Annotated in this window: 17 protein-coding genes and 1 pseudogene; 13 read left to right on the top strand and 5 right to left on the bottom strand. The window is 62.2% G+C overall.

The window, feature by feature from the left end:
- Nucleotides 1-202 precede the first annotated feature (202 nt).
- The 3 genes from ACA053_RS16045 (at nucleotide 203) to ACA053_RS16035 (ending at nucleotide 3,895) form a co-directional block, all read left to right on the top strand.
- Nucleotides 203-1,141 (top strand): cyclase family protein, encoded by a 939-nt coding sequence (locus ACA053_RS16045; protein ID WP_497393057.1) that lies wholly within the window; start codon nucleotides 203-205, stop codon nucleotides 1,139-1,141.
- A gap of 167 nt (nucleotides 1,142-1,308) precedes the next feature.
- On the top strand, nucleotides 1,309-2,892 hold the full coding sequence (locus ACA053_RS16040) for an aldehyde dehydrogenase (NADP(+)) (protein ID WP_497393056.1): 1,584 nt from the start codon (nucleotides 1,309-1,311) through the stop codon (nucleotides 2,890-2,892).
- A gap of 73 nt (nucleotides 2,893-2,965) precedes the next feature.
- Nucleotides 2,966-3,895, top strand: a complete 930-nt coding sequence (locus ACA053_RS16035) for a LysR family transcriptional regulator (protein ID WP_109632155.1) — start codon at nucleotides 2,966-2,968, stop codon at nucleotides 3,893-3,895.
- Here ACA053_RS16035 and ACA053_RS16030 read toward each other — a convergent pair.
- From ACA053_RS16030 to ACA053_RS16020, 3 genes are all read right to left on the bottom strand, one after another.
- Nucleotides 3,888-4,871: a cyclase family protein gene (locus ACA053_RS16030; protein WP_497393055.1), complete on the bottom strand. Its 984-nt coding sequence runs from the start codon at nucleotides 4,869-4,871 to the stop codon at nucleotides 3,888-3,890. The two genes, ACA053_RS16035 and ACA053_RS16030, sit on opposite strands and share 8 nt — an antisense overlap.
- 143 nt (nucleotides 4,872-5,014) lie before the next feature.
- On the bottom strand, nucleotides 5,015-5,329 hold the full coding sequence (locus tag ACA053_RS16025; protein WP_083376488.1) for an NIPSNAP family protein: 315 nt from the start codon (nucleotides 5,327-5,329) through the stop codon (nucleotides 5,015-5,017).
- Nucleotides 5,330-5,341: 12 nt separating this feature from the next.
- Nucleotides 5,342-6,508 (bottom strand): iron-containing alcohol dehydrogenase, encoded by a 1,167-nt coding sequence (locus tag ACA053_RS16020; protein ID WP_497393053.1) that lies wholly within the window; start codon nucleotides 6,506-6,508, stop codon nucleotides 5,342-5,344.
- 154 nt (nucleotides 6,509-6,662) lie between these two features.
- Between ACA053_RS16020 and ACA053_RS16015 the strand changes: the two genes are divergently transcribed.
- The 4 genes and pseudogenes from ACA053_RS16015 to ACA053_RS16000 form a co-directional block, all read left to right on the top strand.
- A complete protein-coding gene (locus tag ACA053_RS16015; RefSeq protein WP_497393052.1) occupies nucleotides 6,663-7,451 on the top strand; it encodes an SDR family oxidoreductase in 789 nt (262 codons plus the stop codon).
- Nucleotides 7,452-7,787: 336 nt separating this feature from the next.
- Complete coding sequence (locus ACA053_RS16010; protein WP_497311722.1) at nucleotides 7,788-9,101, top strand: MFS transporter; 1,314 nt, start codon at nucleotides 7,788-7,790, stop codon at nucleotides 9,099-9,101.
- Nucleotides 9,102-9,117: 16 nt separating this feature from the next.
- Nucleotides 9,118-10,239, top strand: coding sequence for an NAD(P)/FAD-dependent oxidoreductase (locus ACA053_RS16005; RefSeq protein ID WP_497393051.1), 1,122 nt, complete (start codon nucleotides 9,118-9,120; stop codon nucleotides 10,237-10,239).
- Between the two features lie 30 nt (nucleotides 10,240-10,269).
- Nucleotides 10,270-10,515: pseudogene (locus tag ACA053_RS16000) on the top strand (UTRA domain-containing protein); the annotation flags it as partial.
- Nucleotides 10,516-10,587: 72 nt separating this feature from the next.
- Here ACA053_RS16000 and ACA053_RS15995 read toward each other — a convergent pair.
- Together ACA053_RS15995 and ACA053_RS15990 are read right to left on the bottom strand one after the other, a co-directional pair.
- Nucleotides 10,588-11,325 carry a TorF family putative porin gene (locus ACA053_RS15995; protein WP_497393050.1) on the bottom strand — a complete coding sequence of 246 codons (738 nt, stop codon included), beginning with the start codon at nucleotides 11,323-11,325 and terminating at the stop codon, nucleotides 10,588-10,590.
- Between the two features lie 108 nt (nucleotides 11,326-11,433).
- Nucleotides 11,434-13,176, bottom strand: a complete 1,743-nt coding sequence (locus ACA053_RS15990) for an amidohydrolase (protein ID WP_497393049.1) — start codon at nucleotides 13,174-13,176, stop codon at nucleotides 11,434-11,436.
- Between the two features lie 103 nt (nucleotides 13,177-13,279).
- Between ACA053_RS15990 and ACA053_RS15985 the strand changes: the two genes are divergently transcribed.
- The 6 genes from ACA053_RS15985 (at nucleotide 13,280) to ACA053_RS15960 (ending at nucleotide 20,897) form a co-directional block, all read left to right on the top strand.
- Entirely contained in the window at nucleotides 13,280-14,197 is a 918-nt protein-coding gene (locus ACA053_RS15985; protein WP_497393048.1) for a LysR family transcriptional regulator, read from the top strand.
- A 38-nt stretch (nucleotides 14,198-14,235) separates the two neighbouring features.
- On the top strand, nucleotides 14,236-14,853 hold the full coding sequence (gene lexA, locus ACA053_RS15980; RefSeq protein ID WP_497393047.1) for a transcriptional repressor LexA: 618 nt from the start codon (nucleotides 14,236-14,238) through the stop codon (nucleotides 14,851-14,853).
- Nucleotides 14,853-15,470: a translesion DNA synthesis-associated protein ImuA gene (gene imuA, locus ACA053_RS15975; protein WP_497393046.1), complete on the top strand. Its 618-nt coding sequence runs from the start codon at nucleotides 14,853-14,855 to the stop codon at nucleotides 15,468-15,470. The genes lexA and imuA overlap by 1 nt, the downstream gene beginning before the upstream one ends.
- Nucleotides 15,471-15,477: 7 nt before the next feature.
- On the top strand, nucleotides 15,478-16,893 hold the full coding sequence (locus ACA053_RS15970) for a Y-family DNA polymerase (RefSeq protein WP_497393045.1): 1,416 nt from the start codon (nucleotides 15,478-15,480) through the stop codon (nucleotides 16,891-16,893).
- On the top strand, nucleotides 16,890-19,967 hold the full coding sequence (locus tag ACA053_RS15965; RefSeq protein ID WP_497393044.1) for an error-prone DNA polymerase: 3,078 nt from the start codon (nucleotides 16,890-16,892) through the stop codon (nucleotides 19,965-19,967). The genes ACA053_RS15970 and ACA053_RS15965 overlap by 4 nt, the downstream gene beginning before the upstream one ends.
- Nucleotides 19,968-20,222: 255 nt before the next feature.
- The gene (locus ACA053_RS15960; RefSeq protein ID WP_497318266.1) at nucleotides 20,223-20,897 is read left to right on the top strand and encodes a CsgG/HfaB family protein; all 675 of its coding nucleotides are present in this window, start codon (nucleotides 20,223-20,225) and stop codon (nucleotides 20,895-20,897) included.
- Nucleotides 20,898-20,913: the final 16 nt, after the last annotated feature.

Below are 20,913 nucleotides of genomic sequence, written 5' to 3'. Positions count from 1 at the left end.
TGTATTCGGTTTTCTGAAACACCGTAATCACTGGCTCAGGGCCGCTCCGCAGCCCAACGGGGATAAATCCCCTCGCCACACAGGCCCCTCCGACAGATGTCACTCGTGACAATCCAGAACAATTGTATTGCCCATCCCTGTCTGTTTCCCCACACACGGGCTGCGTACCTTGGGTCCACTGCAACCTCACAAGGACCCGCTCATGCTGACCCGATTGGTACTGCCGTTTGCCCTGTTGTTCACCGTCAATGCCGCCCACGCCGCGGATGGCGAAAAATGGTATCCCTCGAAATACGGCGCCAACGATGAAATCGGCGCGCTGAATCTGCTGAACGCCGAATCGGTGATCAATGCTTCCAAACTGATCAAGACCGGCAAAACCTACCCGCTGGCCGTGCCCATCGACAAAACCCTGCCGGCCTTCCGTCACCGCAGCTTTCACCTGACCAACATCCAGCCGGGCGAGGCGGGCGGCACCACCATGGGGCCGAACAAATTCACCTTCAACGATGAACTGGTGGTCGGCTGGACTGGTGTCGGCACCCAACTCAACGGCATCGGCCATATTGGCATCGACAATGTCTACTACAACGGCAACCGTGCCGCCGACTTCGTCACCGTCGAAGGCGTGAAAAAGCTCGGCATCGAGAAAGTCCCGCCCATCGTCACCCGTGGTGTGGTGCTGGACATGACCGCCGTTTACGGCAGCGCCATCGTGCCGGAGAAAACCGAGTTCAGCGTTGCCGACATTCAGAAGGCCTTGGACCTGCAAGGCATCAGCATTCGGAAGGGCGACGTGGTGCTGTTCAACACTGGTTGGCTGGAACTGCTGGGCAAGGACAACGAGAAGTTCCTCGCCGTGGAACCGGGCATCGGCATGGCAGCGGCCAAGTGGCTGGCGGACAAACAGATCGTCGCGTTCGGTGGCGACACCTGGGCTTCGGAAATTTACCCGGCGAAAGACGGCCAGGAATTCCCGGTCAACCAGTTCATGTTGGCCAAGAACGGCATCTACAACCTTGAACTGATCGACAGCCGCGCACTGGTGAAAGACAAGGCCTGGGAATTCATGTTTGTCCTCGGACAACCGCTGTACAAGGGCTCGACCCAGGTCAACATCAACCCGGTGGCGATACACTGACACCGACTGCCAACCAAAGACGGGCCGGGGGATGACAAACACTCATCCCCCGGCCCGTTGTTGTCATTTGTTGCCCATCACCCCGGCCAATAAAGTGAAGCGTGCGCCTTGGGCGTACCCCTTCAATTCGAGTGATCGCCTGCCGAATGCGGGCGAGGGAGTTTTTGATGTCCGCTATTTTGGGCCAGCAGTTTATCGACGGGCAGCGCAGTGCCCTGGGCCGCGAGACGTTGCAAAGTTTCGACGCCAGCACCGGGCAGCCGCTGCCCTACGTTTTTCATCAGGCCAACGAACAGGAAGTCGCGCTGGCAGTGGCGGCGGCCACGCGAGCCTTTGCACCTTTTCGCCAGTTTTCGCCGCTACGACGTGGCGAATTCCTAACCGCTATCGCCGATGAAATCGATGCACTGGGCGACGATTTCATCGCGCTGGTGTGCCAGGAAACCGCCTTGCCCGAGGGGCGGATTCGCGGTGAGCGCAGTCGCACCACAGGCCAGTTACGCTTGTTTGCCCAAGTGCTGAGGCGCGGTGATTTTCTCGGTGCGCGGATCGATCAGGCATTGCCTGAACGCATGCCGTTGCCGCGACAGGACATCCGTCAGTACCGCATCGGCGTCGGCCCGGTCGCCGTGTTTGGTGCGAGCAATTTCCCCTTGGCGTTTTCCACGGCCGGTGGCGATACCGCCTCGGCGCTCGCTGCCGGTTGCCCGGTGGTGTTCAAGGCCCACAGCGGGCACATGGCGACGGCGGACCGCGTAGCCAGCGCCATCGTGCGCGCAGCACAGCGTACCGGCATGCCTTCGGGCGTGTTCAACATGATTTACGGTGCGGGTGTCGGCCAGGCTTTGGTCAAGGCCGAGGGCATCAAAGCCGTCGGTTTCACCGGTTCATTGAAGGGCGGTCGAGCCTTGTCCGATCTGGCCGCCGCACGGCCGCAACCGATCCCGGTGTTCGCCGAGATGTCGAGCATCAACCCGGTGATCCTGCTGCCTGAAGCGCTGAACACCCGTGGTATTAAAATCGCCGAGGAACTGACCGCGTCGATCAACCTCGGCTGCGGCCAGTTCTGCACCAGCCCCGGCCTGATCATCGGGCTGCGCTCGCCGCAGTTCAGCGAGTTCCTGAAAGGCTTCGCGCAGAACATGGGCAGCCAACCGGCCCAGACCATGCTCAACGCCGGTGCGCTGGAAAGCTATCGTGCAGGCCTTCAACACATAGCGGCCCACGAGCGGGTCGAGCACCTGGGCGGTCAGCCACAGGGCGAATCCAAGGCACAACCGCAACTGTTCAAGGCCGATGTGCAACTGTTACTCGACGGCGATCCGCTGTTGCAAGAAGAAATCTTCGGCCCGGCCACGGTCGTGGTGGAAGTCGCCGACCCGCACCAACTGCGTGCCGTACTCGACAGTTTGCACGGTCAACTGACGGCCACGTTGATTGCCGAACCGGCGGACCTGGATCGCTTCAGTGAGCTGTTGCCATTGCTCGAAGACAAGGTCGGACGCCTGCTGCTCAACGGCTACCCGACCGGCGTCGAAGTCAGTGATGCGATGGTGCACGGCGGGCCGTATCCGGCCACTTCGGATGCGCGCGGCACCTCGGTCGGCACCTTGGCCATTGATCGCTTCCTGCGGCCGGTCTGCTACCAGAACTATCCTGATGAGTACCTGCCCCAGGCGCTGCAAAACGCTAATCCGCTGGGCCTCAATCGACTGGTCGACGGCCAGTGGAGCAGGGCGCCCCTGAGCTGACCTTTTGGCCCGCGCCGGCAAATGGCGGCGTGGGCTCTGACGGATTTGTCCATTGAATCGAGCACACACCGACATGGTTCCTTCCCTTGGCAGCATCGCTTCTCGCCTTCGACTCAAACAACTGCGGTTGCTGATCGCGCTGGACGATCGAGGCTCGTTGCACAAGGCCGCCGAGCAGATCTCGATTTCCCAGTCCGGCGCCACCAAGGCGTTGCACGAGGTCGAGTCGTTGCTCGGCATGCCGCTGTTCGAACGCCAGCCCAAAGGCCTGGTCGCCAATGAAATGGGCCGTTGCATGATTCGTTATGCGCGGCTGATCTACAGCGATGTCGAGCACCTGCGCGAAGAGATGCTCAGCATCATGCAGGGCCAGGGCGGGCGGCTGTCGGTCGGCGTGATTATGGGCGCGGTGCCGTTGCTGACCCGGGCCCTGACCGAGTTGCGCCTCAAACAGCCGGAGTTGTCCGTGGAACTGGTGGAAAACACCAGCGCCACGTTGCTCGGGTTGCTGGACCAGGGACGGCTGGACCTGGCGATCTGTCGCACCAGCGTCGGCCAGCGTTCGGACGCCTACGACTGCATCGAACTCAGCGAAGAGCCCTTGGCGGTGGTCGCCAGCAAGGACCATCCGCTGGCCCGTGCCGAGTCGTTGCAGCTGTCGCAACTGAGCGATTACCGCTGGGTGGTTTACCCCAAGGACATGCCGATGCGCCAAGCCCTGGAGCGTGAGTTGAATGAGGCGGGGCTGGAGATTCCGCGTTATCCGCTGGAAACCTCATCGACCTTCGCCACCATTCTGCTGGTGCAGCAGGATCCGACCTTGTTGGCAGTGATCCCGGTGGAAGTTGCGCAATTCTGCGAGCAACACGATTTGCTGGTGAAATTGCCGGTGTCCATGCGCGCGTTGATTGAGCCTTATGGCGTGATCAGCCGGGCCGGCGCCGACTTGTCTCCGGCGGCGACCCTGCTGATCAACGAACTGAAGCAGGACCTGATTACTTGATCACGATCGGGTTCACCGGCGCACCAGTCCCGCCCACGATCTTCAGCGGCGCGGCGGTGTAGAGGAACTGCCACTGGCCGTCTTCGGCGCAATCGCTGGCCAGGTCGTCGAGCAACGCCACTTCGGTGAAGGTCACGCCAAGATTGCGCATCAAGGCGTTGTGCAGCGGGATCAGCACGCCTGTGGTCGGGTCGACCGCCACTTCGTTGGCCATGGTGTCGGTGACCAGGTTGGGGATTTCCATCTGGTGAAACCACTCCACCAACTCACGGCTGAAGGTCAGGCCCGGCTCGGCGAAGTCCTTGTAGAACTCCTCAGGCTCACGCTCGTAGAACGAGCCGATCCAGCCGGTGCGGATGATCAGGATGTCGCGCTTCTGGATCTCGATGCCTTGCGCCGTTGCAGCGGCCAGCAGGTCGAGGTGGTTGAAGGTCTCGCCCTTGTCCAGCACGGACTTGCCGCGATGGCGCGCCATGTCGATCAGCACCGCCCGCCCGACAATCCCGCGTTCGGCAATCGGCAGGATGCTGGCCTTGTCCATGCTGCCGATGGTGCTCATGGCGTCGTAGCCGTTCCACAGCTTGTTGTCGTGCCAGACGTGGCCCAGCGCATCGTATTGGGTCGAGCCTTGCAGGTGCATGAAAATCACGTCGTCGGCGTATTCCACGTGGCCATCGAAGTGAGTTTTGCCCGCGAGGAAGTGCCCCTTGTCCAGCACGTTGACGCGCATCGACGGACGTCGGCCGGGCCACAACGGTTCGCCCTTGGGATGGCCGATCTGCACTTGCAGGGTGAAGGTCTTGCCTTGGCGGACCGAGGCGATACCGCGCAGGATTTCTGCGCTTTGCAGGTAATTCAGGGCGCCGACTTCATCGTCCGGGCCCCATTTGCCCCAGTTGGTGGGCAAGCCTTCGAGCAAGGCTTTGATGTCGGGAGAACGTTCGGCGGCGGTGTTATTGGGATTGTGGTCGCACATGAGGTTGTCCTTGGTTTGAGCGGATTCGGCAGGCCAGCACAAATCCCAGTGTGGGAGCGAGCCTGCTCGCGATGTGGGAGTATCAGTTAACCTTGATGCGTCTGACATACCGCTATCGCGAGCAGGCTCGCTCCCACAGGGGTTTATTTGATGGGTGAGAAATCAGCGGCGATCAGCAGTTTCGATTCCATCTTTTCCAGCATCGGGAACGCCTTCGGCACAAAACCTTCAAGCCAGTCCGGATCCTGATACAACGCCGCGCGTTTGTTGATCCGGTCATCGAGGCTCTCGTAGGCCCAGATGTGGATCACCTGATTCAGCTCGCCGATTTCGGTGTACCACCAGCCCACCAGCGTGGTGTAGCGGGAGATCACCGGCAGCCCGGCCTCTTCGAAGTGCTTGAGGTAGGTCTGCATTTTTCCGATTTGAATCGTGTAGGTGCGCATTTCGTAAAACATGGGCGTCGTCTCTCAGGAATGAATGCCGTGCCAGGCGTTGCTGATGATTCGTTCGATGTCGGTAGCGGTGGTCAGGCGTGGGTTGACCAGCACGTTGCCGCTGCGCATCGAGTCACTGACCATTTGCGGCATGTAGTCCAGGTCCACGCCCAGGTCCTTGATGGTGTCGGGAATGCCGATGGCCTTGTTCAGCGCCACCACGTGCTCCACCACTTTGTGTCCGGCGCGGGCAGGGCTCAGGCCGTCGACGTCTTCGCCCATGGCAATGGCGATTTCGCGAAACAGTTCCGGGCAGGCGGCCAGGTTGTATTCGATGACGTAGGGCAGCAGCGTGGCGTTGGCGATGCCATGGGGAATGTTGAAGACGCCGCCGAAGGTGTGGGAGATCGCATGCACGTTGCCCAGTTTCGATTGGGCGAACGCGACGCCAGCGAGGAAAGAACCGAGGAGCATCTGTTCACGTGCGTGCAGGTCGGAACCTGTGAAAAAGGCTTTTGGCAGGTGGGTGCAGATCATCTTGATCGCTTGCAACGCCAGGGCCTGGCTGACCGGGTTGGCCTGCTTCGAGACGTAGGATTCGATGGCGTGGGTCAAGGCGTCCATGCCCGTGGCGGCGGTGATCGACGGCGGCAGTTTGAGCGTCAGCTCGGCGTCGAGAATCGCCAGTTTCGGAAACAGCGCCGGGCTGATGATCACGGTTTTGAACAGGGTCTTGGTGTTGGTGAACACAGTGGAGGCGGTGCATTCGCTGCCGGTGCCGGAGGTGGTCGGGATCGCGAAGATCGGCAGGGGCGGGTGCAGCAGTTTGTCGTAGCCCTCGTAGTCGAGGATGTTGCCGGGGTTGGTGGCCATGGCCGCCACACCCTTGGCAGTGTCGATGCTGCTGCCGCCACCGACGCCGATCACCGAGTCGCAGTCGTGGTTTTTCAGGAAGGCCACGGCGCGTTCCAGCACATCGGTGGTGGGGTTAGGCTCGACGCCGGAAAACACTTCATAGCCGATGTCGCTCTCGGCCAGCGAGGCAAAAAAACCTTCCATCACGCCCGACGCCATCAGCCCTGCGTCGGTGACTACCAGCAGTTTTTTCCGAACATGGGGCTTGAGCAATGCACCGGCCTGACGCACCAGGCCATTGCCGCTCTTCAAGGTGGTGGGGAAATAAAACTGGAACGGGTTCATGGGTTTCTCCGGTTCTTATTGGTCCGCAGACAGTAATAAGCGTGGGAGGTGGCCGATAATGAAAAGGTCTGATCCGCCGATCACCCTTTGTCATCCCCCGGCGTGTCGGGTTGCGGTGGTAACGTGAGGTTTTCCAACCGTCAGGAGCATCGTCATGGATTTGGGTATTTCAGGTCGCTGGGCCATCGTCTGCGCCGCCAGCAAGGGCTTGGGGCTGGCGTGTGCGCGGGCCTTGGCGAAGGAGGGCGTCAACCTGGTGATCAACGCCCGGGGCGACGAAACGTTGCAAGCTGCTGCTTCAGAATTGCGCAGCCTGGCGTCGGGCATCGAAGTGCGCACGGTGGCCGGGGACATCAGCACGCCCGCGGTGCGCGAGCAGGTTCTGGCGGCATGTCCGCAGGTAGACATCCTGATCAACAACGCCGGCGGCCCGCCACCGGGCGACTTCCGAGACTGGCAGCGCGAAGACTGGCTGAAGGCGCTGGATGCCAACATGCTCACACCCATCGAGCTGATCAAGGCCTGCGTCGATGGCATGGCCGAGCGGGGTTTCGGGCGCATCGTCAACATCACCTCCGGCGCGGTAAAGGCGCCGATCGATGTGCTGGGCCTGTCCAATGGCGCGCGCAGCGGCCTGACCGGTTTCATCGCCGGGCTTGCACGTCAGTCGCGGCTGGCCGGGCACAACGTGACGATCAACAATCTGCTGCCGGGGCCGTTCGAGACCGAGCGTTTGCACAAGACCCTGAGCGCTGCCGCCGAAGTCAATGGCACCAGTGTCGAAAGCATCAGCGAACAGCGGCGCAAGCACGTGCCGGCCCAGCGCTTCGGTCAACCCGATGAGTTCGGCGCCTACTGCGCGTTCATCTGCAGCGCCAACGCTGGATTCCTCACCGGGCAGAACCTGTTGCTGGACGGCGGCAGTTACCCCGGGACGTTTTGATCTTTTCGGGGGATGACGTTTGGTGATCCCCCAATCAGATCCCATCATTATTCACCCCGACGGCGCGTGATTAGAGTGGGACCGCTTGCCCAATACTTGATCAGTCAAAACGCAAAACCTGTGGGCGCGGACCTCTGTGGTGAGGGGATTTATCCCCGTTCGGCTGCGAAGCAGTCGTAAAAATCTATGTTGCAGCCAAAATTTTCAGGGCCGCTTCGCGACCCAGCGGGGATAAATCCCCTCACCACAGGTCGCTCCCACAGGGGAATGCAGTATTCAGAACCATGACTGACAGGTATTGGGCCGCTTGCACCCACAACAACAAGAGCGCCCCTCATGAACAATCCGAGTGCCGAAACCCTGCGGCTGTCCGCCGCGTCTGCCACCGAACGTCCCACCAGCGTGCGCTGGCGGATCTTCCTCATCATGTTGCTGCTGACCGCCATCAACTACATCGACCGCGCTTCGCTGTCGGTGGCCTTGCCGCTGATTTCCAGTGAATTCCAGATCCCGCCCGCGCTGGAAGGCTTGATGCTCAGCGCATTTTTCTGGTCCTACGCGTTGATGCAGATTCCCGGCGGCATGCTGCTGGACCGCTTTCAGACCCGCCGCGTCATTGTCATCGCGACCGTTGCCTGGGGCGCCTTCCAGGCCTTGGCCGCCGGTGCGCACAACTGGATCACGCTGATGATCACGCGCATGGGCCTGGGTATCGCCGAGTCGCCAATCATGCCGGCCGGGGCCAAGCTCAACGGCGCCTGGCTGACCCCCAACGAACGCGGACGCGGCGCGGTGCTGGTCGATGGCGGCGCGCCGTTGGGCAGTGCCTTCGGCGCAATCATCATTGCCGGGCTGATCGGCTGGTTCGATTCCTGGCGTATCGCCTTCGTCATCGCCGGTATCGGCACCATGCTTGCCGGTGTGCTGGCCTGGAAATACATCCGCAACCATCCCAGCGAACACCCCGGTGTCAACGCGGCGGAACTGGCGCACATCACCGAGGGCAATATCAAAGTCAGCCAACCCGGTGCGGTGACCAGCATCCCTCTCAAAGAACTGCTGAAGGACCGTTCGGTGCTGGCGATGTTCGCCGGTTACTGCTGCATTCTCAGCGTGTTCTACGGTTTGCTGACCTGGATGCCGAGTTACTTGCATCAGACCCACGGTCTGAACATTTCCAGCATGGGCGGTGCGACGTTCCTGATCTTCATGTGCGGTTTTGTCGGCGAACTGGTGGGCGGGTATCTGGGCGATAAATGGAAAACCAGCGGCGCCTCGCCCAATCTGGTGATGCGCAGCATGTTCAGCGGCTCAGCGCTGGTTGCGGCGCTGTGCATGCTGGCGGTGGCCTATACCAATGAGGCCGGCAAGGCGATCGGCCTGCTCTGCGTGGCGATGTTTTTCATTCGCTGGTGCGGCATGTACTGGTGCATTCCCTCGATCCTCGGCGGCACCTCGAAAACCGGCGTGCTGGCGGGCACCATGAACTTCTGCGGCAACATGGCCGGGGTGATCGTGCCGATCCTGATCGGGCTGATTGTGCAGTTCACCGGGTCGTATTTCCTGGTGCTGATCTTCTTCGTGGTCATGGCCATGCTGCTGGCGATATTCTCCAGCCTGATCGATTATCGGGAGCGGGGGCTGGCTTGACATGAGCGGAGGGCAGGTGAGCGTCGATATCGAATATGTGGTGGTCGGAGCCGGCGTGGTGGGCCTGGCGGTGGCCAGGGCGCTGGCCCAAAGCGGGCGTGAAGTGGTCCTGATCGAAGCCGGCGAGGGGATTGGCGTGGGCATCAGTTCGCGCAATTCAGAAGTGATCCACGCCGGCATCTATTACCCGAGCGGCAGCCTGAAAGCGCAATTGTGCGTGGAAGGCAAGCAGCGCCTGTACGCCTTTTGCGATGAGCGCGGTGTCGATTACCAGCGCCTGGGCAAGCTGATTGTGGCCACGGATGAAAGCCAGTGCGCGGCCTTGCAGACATTGTTGGAGCAGGGCCGGCGCAATGGCGTCGATGACTTGCAATGGCTGGACGCCGGGCAGGCGCAGTCACTTGAACCGGCGCTGTCCTGCGTCGCCGCGCTCTGGTCGCCGTCCACCGGGATCGTCGATTCCCATGCGTTGATGCTGGCGCTTCAGGCAGACGCTGAAGCCTCGGGCACTTCAATTGCCTTCCACACACCGTTGGTGTCCGCCCGTTGCATCGAACAGGGTTTCGAATTGCACATGGGCGGCGCACAGCCGATGACCTTGACCTGTCGCGAGCTGATCAATTGCGCCGGGTTGTCCGCGCCTGAGGTGGCGAGCCAGATTCAAGGCTTGCCGTCGCAGTACGTTCCCGAGGCACGCTGGTGCAAGGGCAGTTATTTCAGCTTCAGCGGCCGGGCGCCGTTCCGGCATCTGGTCTATCCGGCACCGGAAAGCGCCGGGCTGGGCGTGCACATGACACTCGATCTCGGCGGCCAGGCGCGCTTCGGGCCCGACGTGGAATGGGTCGACCATATCGATTACCGCGTCGACCCGCGCCGGGCCGACGGGTTCTATCAGGCGATCCGGCGCTATTGGCCGGCATTGCCCGATGGCAGCCTGCAACCGGCCTACAGCGGCATCCGCCCGAAAATCACCGCCCCGACTGAACCCGCCGCCGACTTCATCATCAGCGGCCCGGCCGAGCATGGCGTGCCGGGGCTGGTGAACCTGTTCGGCATTGAATCCCCGGGGCTCACCAGTTGCCTGGCACTGGCCGATCGGGTGGTGCAACGGCTTTTCCCGTTCTCATCAACGACGTAATCGGCTAACCGCAGGCAAGCCTGCGTCCAGTTCCTGATCCTCGAAAACGACTGCGGCCTGGCGCTTGATCACGCCGACCTGGCCATCGACGCGGTGCTGGCCGACAGCGACCTGACCCAGGCGCTGAACGTCGAGGCCGGTTCGCCGATCATGCGCATCGAACGCCTGACCCACGATGCCGCAGGCCTTCCCGTGCACTTCGAACACCTTTACTACCGTGGCGATGCCTTCCAGTACCGCTTGCGGATCGACCGGCAAAAAGGGAATCAGGCATGACCCACCGTGGCGGTTTACCCGTGGCCTTACATGACACACCTCACTCCTGGGAACGGCCGAACTCCCTGTGGGTCAGAAGGATTTGCTGATGCTTGCCACCACCGTGGCGCTGCACACATCGTCGAAGCCCCAGTTGCCGGCGCACTGGCTTTTCGACAGGTCAGTGTCGATGTAACTCAAGCCCAGCATCACACCGGCCAGTTCGTGGGTCAGTTTGACTTCCCATTCGCGGTACGAGTCTTCGGCTTCGCCCGACATCGTGTACAGGTGCGGGTCCTTGAAATCCATATTGCCGTATCGCAGTTTCAGACCTGTGTCGTAAGGCAACTCGGTTTCATAGCCGACGTAGCTGTACAGCGAGCTCTGCTTGCTGTCGATGCCCGGCGAATCTGCCGAGTAATAGGCCGCCAGCTTCACCCCATAAGCGCTGAGGATTGCGTAGGTCTCGCCCTGGTTGAACTGGCTTTCCTTTGGATAAGTGTATTTGAGATAGCCAAGGTCCAGGCTCACCGCATCGGTCGCTTGCCAGAGCCAACCGGCGTAGTAATCGACTTCCTGCCGGGTTTTCAAACCGCCACCGAAATCGACGTTTGAACTCCATGCGCCGAGGTACAGGCCGCTGCTGTGCACCAGGGTCAAACCGGCCTGCACCGCAGGGTCATTCTGGGTTTGCGAAATGCCACGGGTGCGGTAGTCGCTGGCCAGGGTCAGATCGACCAGCAGGGCGAAGTCGTCATTCAAGGGCAGGGCCTGGCTGCTCAAGGGAAGAAGGCTCAAGGAACCGAGGGCGAACAGGGTGAAAGCTTTCATGGGGTGCGTCCCGTTATTGTGATTGTTATGGGCAGATTTTTTGCGGCAAGGCTGCGCCGAACCCCGGCGACAAACGCGGGGCAGGGCAGCGGGTGAAGCTGGTTTTTCTTAGAGCGTCGGTGCGTAGACTTCGCGTCCGGCGAACCAGGTTTGCAGCACCTGGGTGTCGTGCAGGGCTTTGTTGTCGACGCTGAATACGTCGCGGTCCAGCACGATGAAATCAGCTTGCTTGCCGGGGCTCAACGAACCGATTTGCTTCTCCAGCCCGATGGTCCGGGCAGCGTTCAAGGTGTAGGCGTAGAACATCGTTTCGCGGTCAATACGCTCATCGGCATTCAACACGCCCAGCGGGCCTTCCCGGGTGATGGCTTGGGCCATGGCGTTCCATGGATTGGGAGAAGACACCGCCCAGTCACTCGCACCGGCAATGGTCGCACCCTGTTTGAGCAGTGAGTGCGCCGGGTACTGATAACGGAAAGCCTGCGCGCTGACATACGGTTTGATCATGTCCAGGGTGTATTCGTCGGCGCTGGCCCACAGCAGTTGCATCGAGGCGATGACGTTGAGCGGCTTGAACCGCGCGAACTCTGTCGGGTTGACCATTTGCAGGTGGGTGATCGAGTGGGTCACGCCGCTCTGGCGATCCTTGCGCGCCTGGGCGATGCCGTTCAACGATTCACGCACCGCGCGGTCGCCGATGGCGTGGATGTGCACCAGCCAGCCACGCTGATCGATGGCGCTGACCAGTTCACCGAAGCGCTTCGGATCGATCAGCAGTTCGCCCTGTTTGTGCGAGTTGTTGTACGGATCGATCATCGCCGCGCTCTGCGCCGGGTATTCGATCACGCCGTCGGCGAAGATTTTGATGCCGGGCAAGGTCAGGTTCGGGATGCCCTGGAATTGCTGGCGGACCTTGTCCAGTGTGTCGAGATCGGCCGGCACGCTTTTCGAGTTGGCCACCAACAGCGCGGCGACGTGGGCGCTCATACCGCCGCTTTCGGCCAAGGCTTTGTACACCGGCAGCACGCCGACGGTTTTCTCCGTGGGTTTGAGCGCGAACACCGGCTCGCCGGGCGCGGCGTTGGCGGCGGGGTCCATCCACGCGGTGATGCCCAGGCTGTTGTTGTAGCGCACGGCGGATTGCGCGGCTTTCAGCATGTCGGCGGGGCTCGGCACCGGCATCTTCGAGGCGACGCGATCCCAGCCGGCGTCCACCAGGAAACCGTTGGGGCTGCCATCGGCGAGTTTGCCGATGGTGTCTTTCTCGGCGTCCGGCAATGACTTGAGCAGCGCCGCATCAATCCCGGCGCGTTCGAGCATCACGTTGTTGGCCCACGCGGTGTGGTGATCGCTGCCGGTGAACACCACGGGCACCTTGGCCCATTCGCCACTGTTGAATTTCTTGCCTAGGGCTTCGGCCTGGGCCCAATAAGTCGAACTCATGCCGGCCACGCTCAACACATCGCCATGCCGGGCCTTGCCATCGTCACGCCAGGCTTTCAGGCGTTTTTCCAGTTCGTCGAGGTCGACCACCTCGTCTGCCATGTTGGCCGAGACCATTTCCAGGCCGCCGAAGACCGCGTGGGAATGGCTGTCGATCAGGCCGGGCATCAGGGCCTTTCCGCCGAGGTCGACGACTTTGGTGCCCGACGCGATCAGGGCCTTGATCTGCGCATCGCTGCCGACTTGCAGCACTTTGCCGTCCTGTACCGCCAACGCCTGCACCTTCGGTTGGGCGCGGTCGGCGGTGAAAATCTTGCCATTGATCAGCACCAGATCGGCGGCGGCCATGGCTTCCATCGAGGCAAAACTGACGGCGGCCACCAATAGATTCGGAATGAATCTTTTCATTGAATGTTTCCTTGTTATTGCGTCTGATGGCCAGATTAGTGGCTTGTCACGGCCAGCAGAACGCCTCGCTCACGAAAAACGTTTTTGCCTGAATGGAAAAAGAATGGACAAGTTGGGTGCATTAAAAATGTTTGTGGTCACCGCGCAACTGGGCAGTTTCAGCCGCGCCGCCGAGCAACTGGGCAAGACCCCGTCGGCCCTGACCAAAGCGGTCAATCATCTGGAGGCGGAGCTCGGCGCCCGGTTGTTCGAGCGCAGCACCCGGCGGATTTTGCTGACCGAATCCGGTCGTCTGTATCTGGAAACCGCGCGCCAGGTCTTACAGCGGCTGGACGAGGCCGGCGAGGAAATCGAGCAGTTGCAGCATGGTCTGCGCGGTAACCTGAAAATCACCGCGCCGCTGGCGTATGGGCATGCATTTCTGGATCAGGTGTGCGGCGGTTTTCTGGAGCAATATCCGCAGATCAACCTGCAAGTGGATTTGTGCGATGAGTTCGTCAACCTGCTGGAAAGCGGCTACGACCTGGCGTTGCGCGAGGGGCATGACGATTTGCCGGGGCTGATCGCCCGCGTCGTCGGCAGCAATCGGCTGGCGTTGTGCGCCAGCCCTGATTATCTGGCGCGCAAGGGGTTGCCGGTCACGCCGGACACCCTCGATGACCACGAATGGCTGCTCTACCGCCATCCGTTGCTCAGCCGCGAATTCTGGTGGGCCGAACGCGACGGGCAACGTTTGAGCCTGGCGCAACCGCAGTCACCGCGGTTGCGCAGCGACAATTACGACTTGCTGCTGGGCAACGCACTGGCCGGGCGCGGCTTGCTGCACACGCCGCTGTGGAGCGCTGCGCCGTACATCGCCGACGGGCGGCTGGTGCGGGTGATGGCCGATTACGCCATCGATCCCGACAGCTTCGGCTCGTACATCCTGGCGGTGTACCCCAGTCATCGGCGGGCAACCGCGAAAGTGCTGGCGTTCATCGATTACATCGCAGGGTTCCTGGCGTCTCGTGGCTTGAGCTGACTGGCGGTCCTTGCCAGGAAAATACTGAAAGAGTACAAATGTACTCCATGACGACTTTAACCCCTCGCCGTACTGCCATCCTGACCTTTATCCGCGATCGAATCGCGGAGCACGGTCAGTCCCCGAGCCTCGCTGAAATCAGCGAGGCGTTTGGTTTTGCCTCCCGTAGCGTGGCGCGCAAGCACGTGCTGGCGCTGACCGAAGCCGGATTTATCGAGGTCAACCCGCATCAGGCCCGGGGCATTCGTTTGCTCGGGCAACCGGCGCGGCCCGAGTTGCTGGACATCCCGGTGCTCGGCCGGGTCGCGGCGGGTGCGCCGATCGGTGCCGATGCCGAGGTGCACAGCCGTTTGCTGCTTGATCCGTCGATCTTCTCGCGGGTGCCGGACTACATGCTGCGGGTCCAGGGTGATTCGATGATCGAGGACGGCATTCTCGACGGCGACCTGGTGGGCGTGCACCGCAATCCCGAGGCGCTCAACGGCCAGATCGTGGTGGCGCGGCTCGACGGCGAAGTGACCATCAAGCGTTTCGAACGGGGCGGCGACGTTGTCCGGTTGCTGCCACGCAACCCGGCCTATCAGCCGATCATTGTCGAGGCCACTCAAGACCTGGCCATCGAAGGGGTGTTCTGCGGTCTGGTGAGGCAAGGGTGATGGGCGCCGTCGTTGCGTTGGATACGCTGTTCAATGGCGGCCAGGTCTGGAAGGGCCGGCCTGCGCCACCGGCGGTCAGCCCGCAACCCACCGGGCATGCCGCGCTGGACGCGGCGTTGCCCACCGGCGGTTGGCCGGAAGCGGCCCTGACGGAAATCCTCCTGGCCGGGCAGGGCGTTGGCGAGTTGCAGCTGGTGTGGCCGGCGCTGGCGCGGCTGTCGGCGGCGGGCGAACGCATTGTGCTGGTGGCGCCGCCTTACGTGCCGTATCCCCAGGCCTGGCAGAACGCCGGGGTCGATCTGCGCCAGTTGTCGATCATCCAGGCCAGCGAGCGCGATGCGCTGTGGGCGGCGGAACAATGCCTGCGTTCGGGCAGTTGCGGTGCGGTGCTGTGCTGGCCGCACAAGGCCGATGACCGGGCGTTGCGGCGCTTGCAGGTGGCGGCGGAAACCGGCTCGACCCTGGCGTTTGCTTACCGCCCGATCAACGAAGCCATCAACCCTTCGCCCGCGGCCCTACGCATCGCCATCGATGCCCGGCCAGCACAGTTGCGCGTGCTCAAGTGCCGGGGCGGGCTGGCCCGTTCGGCGCCGATTGCCTTCCCTGTGGGGCATTGAGGTTGCCATGCGCTGGGTCTGCATTCTCTTCCCGCAATTGGCGCTGGACGCGGTACTGCGTCAGCGTCCCGATCCCGATGAACCCTTGGCGCTGCTGACGGGCCCGGCACAACGGCGGGTGCTGCAAGCGGTCAACGCTCCGGCGCGGGCACTGGGCTTGCGTCCGGGCCAGTCAATGACCGCCGCCCAGGCCTTGAGCAAAGGTTTTGTCACGGCCGAATACGACGTCGCCGAGATCGAACACTGGCAGCAGTTCCTGGCGGCATGGGCCTACCGGTTCAGCTCTCAGGTCAGCGTGCATTACCCGCGTGCCGTGGTGTTTGAAATTGAATCCAGCCTGGGATTGTTCGGGCCCTGGCCGCAGTTCGAGGCGCGGTTGCGTACCGAGCTCGGCGAGCTTGGCTTCCGTCACCGCATCGTCGCCGCGCCGAACCCGGTGGCCGCGCGGGTGTTGGCCAACGTGTATGACGGACTGGTGGTGCCGGACGATCAAGCCTTGCGCTATCACCTGGGGCAGTTGCCTGTCGACCGGATTGCCCTGGAACCGGCGGTGGCCACGGCGTTGTCGCGCATGGGGTTGCGCACCTTGAATCAGGTGCAGGCGTTGCCGCGCAATAGCCTGGCGCGACGGTTCGAGGCGCAGGTGCTCAAGCACCTGGATGCCTTGTTCGGTGAGCGGCGGCTGGCGCTGGCGTTCTACCTGCCGCCGGACCGGTTTGATGTGCGCATCGAGCTCAACTTCGATGTGCAATCGCATCAGGCGCTGCTGTTTCCCTTACGTCGTTTGACCGGCGATCTGTCGGCCTTCCTCTGCGGCCGCGACAGTGGCGTGCAGCGTTTCGACCTGCACCTGGAGCACGCCGGCTTGCCGGACACGGTGATCAAGGTCGGCCTGCTCAGCGCCGAGCGCGATCCGGCGATGCTCTTCGAACTCGCCCGGGGGCGGCTGGAGCAGGTCCAGGTCGAGGCCCCGGTGCGCGGTTTTCGGTTGCGCGCCGAAGACCTGCCGAGCTTCGTCCCGCAACGTCAGGAACTGTTTGACGACCGTCCGCAGCAGTCCTTGCCCTGGGAGCAACTGCGCGAACGCTTGCGCGCACGGCTCGGCGATGACGCGGTGCATGGCTTGCGCTTCCACGCCGATCACCGGCCAGAGTGCGCGTGGCAGGCACGGGCCGACAATCAACTGTGTGAGGGATTGGCGGGGGTGCAGCGTCCGGGCTGGTTGCTGACCGAGCCGCAAGCCGTACACGAAGGCTCGACGCGGATCCTCATGGGGCCGGAGCGCATCGAGTCCGGCTGGTGGGATGGCGATGATGTGCGCCGCGATTACTACCTGATCGAAACCCGTTCCGGCCAGCAGGGCTGGGCCTACCGGGCGGTGGGTGAGGGCGGCCCGTTGTGGCTGCAAGGCTGGTTCGCATGAGCGTCGAGTATGCGGAGCTGCACTGCCTGTCGAACTTCAGTTTCCAGCGCGGTGCGTCCAGTGCCCTTGAGCTGTTTCAGCGGGCGAAAAAGCACGGCTATCAAGCGCTGGCGATCACCGATGAATGCACCCTGGCGGGCATCGTCCGCGCCTGGCAAGCGGCCAGTTCGGTGGAGTTGCCGCTGATCATCGGCAGCGAAATGCGCATCGAGGACGGCCCGAAACTGGTGCTGCTGGTGGAGAATCTTGAGGGTTATCAGAGCCTGTGCCGGTTGATCACCCGGGCGCGGCGCCGTACGCAGAAAGGTCAATATCAGGTGCTGCGTGAGGACTTCAGCGAGCCGATGCCGGGGCTGCTGGCGTTGTGGGTGCCGGACGCGGTCGATGATTTTGCCAGCGGTCACTGGCTGAAACAGACGTTCACCGATGGCCTGTGGCTGGCCGTGCAGTTGCATCGCGGACAGGACGACACCCGACGACTGGACGCACTGCTGACACTGGCGCGGGAACTGCGGATTCCAGCGGTGGCCAGCGGCGATGTGCACATGCACAGCCGTGGACGGCGCGCCTTGCAGGACACCATGACCGCGATCCGTCATCACCTGCCGGTGGCCGAGGCCGGGTTGCGCCTGCATCCGAACGGCGAGCGGCATGTGCGCAGCCTCGATGCCCTGCAATCGATCTACCCGCAAGCGCTGCTCGATGAAACGCTGACCATTGCCCGGCGCTGCACCTTCGACCTCGGCCAGTTGCGTTACCAGTATCCTCGCGAGCTGGTGCCGGAAGGCCAGACGGCCACATCCTGGTTGCGGCATCTGACCAAAGAGGGTGTCGCGTGGCGCTGGCCAAACGGTCCGCAAGCCAAGGTGCTGGTGCAGATCGACAAGGAGCTGGAGCTGATCGCCGAGCTGGGCTATGAAAGCTACTTCCTGACGGTGCATGACATTGTGCGGTTTGCCCGTGAGCAGAAAATCCTCTGTCAGGGCCGGGGTTCTGCCGCGAATTCGGCGGTATGTTTTGCCTTGGGCATCACTGAAATCGACCCGGATCGCACCACGCTGTTGTTCGAACGTTTTCTCTCCAAAGAGCGCAATGAACCGCCGGACATCGACGTCGATTTCGAACACGAACGGCGCGAAGAAGTCTTGCAGTACGTGTTCCAGCGTTATGGCCGGACCCGCGCGGCGCTCACGGCGGTGGTCAGCACCTATCACGCGGCCGGCGCGGTGCGCGACGTGGCCAAGGCCTTGGGCCTGCCGCCGGATCAGATCAACGCTTTGGCCGATTGCTGCGGCCACTGGAGCGATACAACGCCTCCCGTGGAGCGCCTGCTTGAAGGCGGTTTCGATCCCGAGAGCCCGGTGCTGCGCCGGGTGCTGAGTTTGACCGGGCAACTGATCGGTTTTCCCCGGCATCTGTCCCAGCACCCCGGCGGTTTCGTGATTTCCGAGCAGCCGCTGGACACTCTGGTGCCGGTGGAAAACGCCGCCATGGCCGAGCGCACCATCATCCAGTGGGACAAGGACGATCTCGACGCGGTGGGGCTGCTCAAAGTGGATATTCTGGCCTTGGGCATGCTCAGCGCGATCCGCCGCTGTTTTGATTTGCTGCGCCGTCATCGCCATCTGGACTTGAGCCTGGCGACGATCCCGGCCGAAGACTCGCCAACCTACGACATGATCGGCCGTGCCGACACCATCGGCGTGTTCCAGATCGAGTCTCGGGCGCAGATGTCGATGCTGCCGAGGCTCAAGCCCCGCGAGTTTTATGACCTGGTGATCGAGGTGGCGATCGTCCGTCCGGGACCGATTCAGGGCGGGATGGTGCACCCGTACCTGCGCCGGCGTAACAAGGAAGAACCGGAGGTTTACCCGTCCCCGGCACTGGAAGTCGTGCTCAAGCGCACCTTGGGCGTGCCGCTGTTTCAGGAGCAGGTGATGCAGATTGCGATTGTCGCCGCCGACTACAGCCCCGGCGAGGCCGATCAGTTGCGCCGCTCCATGGCCGCCTGGAAACGCCACGGCGGACTGGAACCGCACAAGGATCGCCTGGCCGCCGGGATGAAGAAAAACGGCTACACGGCCGAGTTCGCCGCGCAGATCTTCGAACAGATCAAAGGCTTCGGCAGCTACGGTTTTCCCGAGTCCCACGCCGCCAGTTTCGCCTTGCTGACCTACGCCAGTTGCTGGTTGAAATGCCACGAGCCGGCAGCTTTCGCCTGTGCACTGATTAATAGCTGGCCCATGGGTTTCTATAGCCCGGACCAAATTCTGCAGGACGCGCGCCGGCACCATTTGCAGATTCGCCCGGTGGACGTGCGCGCGAGTGACTGGGATTGCAGTCTCGAACCGATTACCGGCGCGCAACCGGCGATTCGCATGGGGCTGCGGATGATCAAGGGCTTTCGCGAGGACGATGCCCGGCGCATCGAAGCGGCGAGGGCGAAGGGGGGCTTTGTCGACATCGCCGACCTGGGAGAGCGCGCGCGACTTGATGCCCGTGCCCAGGAGCAATTGGCCGACGCCGGTGCGCTGCGTGGCCTGGCGGGAGACCGTCATCGGGCGCGCTGGGAAGTGGCGGGGGTGCAGAAGCAGCTCGGTTTGTTTGCCGGCCTGCCGAGCCAGGAAGAACCTGCGATCTATCTGCCCAAACCCACGGTGGGCGAGGACCTGCTGGCCGACTACAACAGTGTCGGCACCACCCTCGGCCCGCATCCGCTGGCGTTGCTGCGCGGTGAATTGAAAGCCCGGCGTTGCCGCAGTTCGAAAGAGCTGATGGAAGTCGAACACGGGCGCCCGGTCAGCGTCGCCGGGATGGTCACAGGTCGGCAACGGCCGGGCACGGCCAGTGGCGTGACCTTTGTCACCCTGGAAGACGAGTTCGGCAACATCAACGTCATCGTCTGGCGCGACCTCGCCGACCGGCAGCGAAAAGTCCTCGTCGGCTCGCAATTGCTCAAGGTCGATGGCCGCTGGGAAAAGGAAGGCGAGGTGCGACACCTGATTGCCGGACGCCTGAGCGACTTGAGTCCTTTGCTGGATGGCATCAGCGTACGCAGCCGGGATTTCCACTGATCCCAACCACTGATCGCCACTGATCGTTCCCACGCTCGCGTGGGAACGATCAATACGGCAGCCAATGCATTGGCGCCAATAAAAAATTAAACACTGTCCACGATGATGGCACTTTGGCATAATGCCGGCCGTCGACGTCCAGCACGTCGATTATCGATTCGACTCCCCCTCGCTTTTTTCGCCGCTGCCCCCCGCAGCGGCTGGCTATTGCCGTGCCGGGATAAACCGTTTTTTCAGAAGGAATGCACAGTGAGAATGATCTCTCGGATGTTGGTGTCGGCGGCAGCGATTGCCCTTTTGGGCAGCATGGCCGGGTGCGCCACCGAAAGCTCGCGCGCCTTGCCGGTCGCCAAAGTCGAAAGCGCCAGCGTGGCCTATGCCGGTGTACGCGTACCGATGGCGGTCGGCAAATTCGACAACCGTTCGAGCTATATGCGCGGGATCTTCTCCGACGGGGTGGATCGCCTCGGCGGTCAGGCCAAGACCATCCTGATCACTCACTTGCAGCAAACCAACCGCTTCAGCGTGCTGGACCGCGACAACATGGGCGAGATCCAGCAGGAAGCCGCAATCAAGGGCCAGTCCCAGCGCCTCAAGGGTGCAGACTTTGTGGTCACCGGTGATGTCACCGAGTTCGGGCGCAAAGAAACCGGCGATCACCAGCTGTTCGGCATTCTTGGTCGCGGCAAGACCCAAGTTGCCTACGCCAAGGTCAACCTAAACATTGTCAACATCAGCACTTCCGAAGTGGTTTATTCGACTCAGGGCGCGGGCGAGTACGCCTTGTCCAACCGTGAAATCATCGGCTTCGGTGGCACCGCTGCCTACGATTCGACCCTCAACGGCAAAGTGCTCGACCTGGCCATGCGCGAGGCGATCAACCGCCTGGTGGACGGCATGAACGCCGGGGCATGGAAACCAGGTAACTGATCAAGGTTGATGACAA

Source organism: Pseudomonas sp. LBUM1672, assembly GCF_059695655.1.
This window is presented reverse-complemented; position numbering and strand designations above follow the sequence as displayed.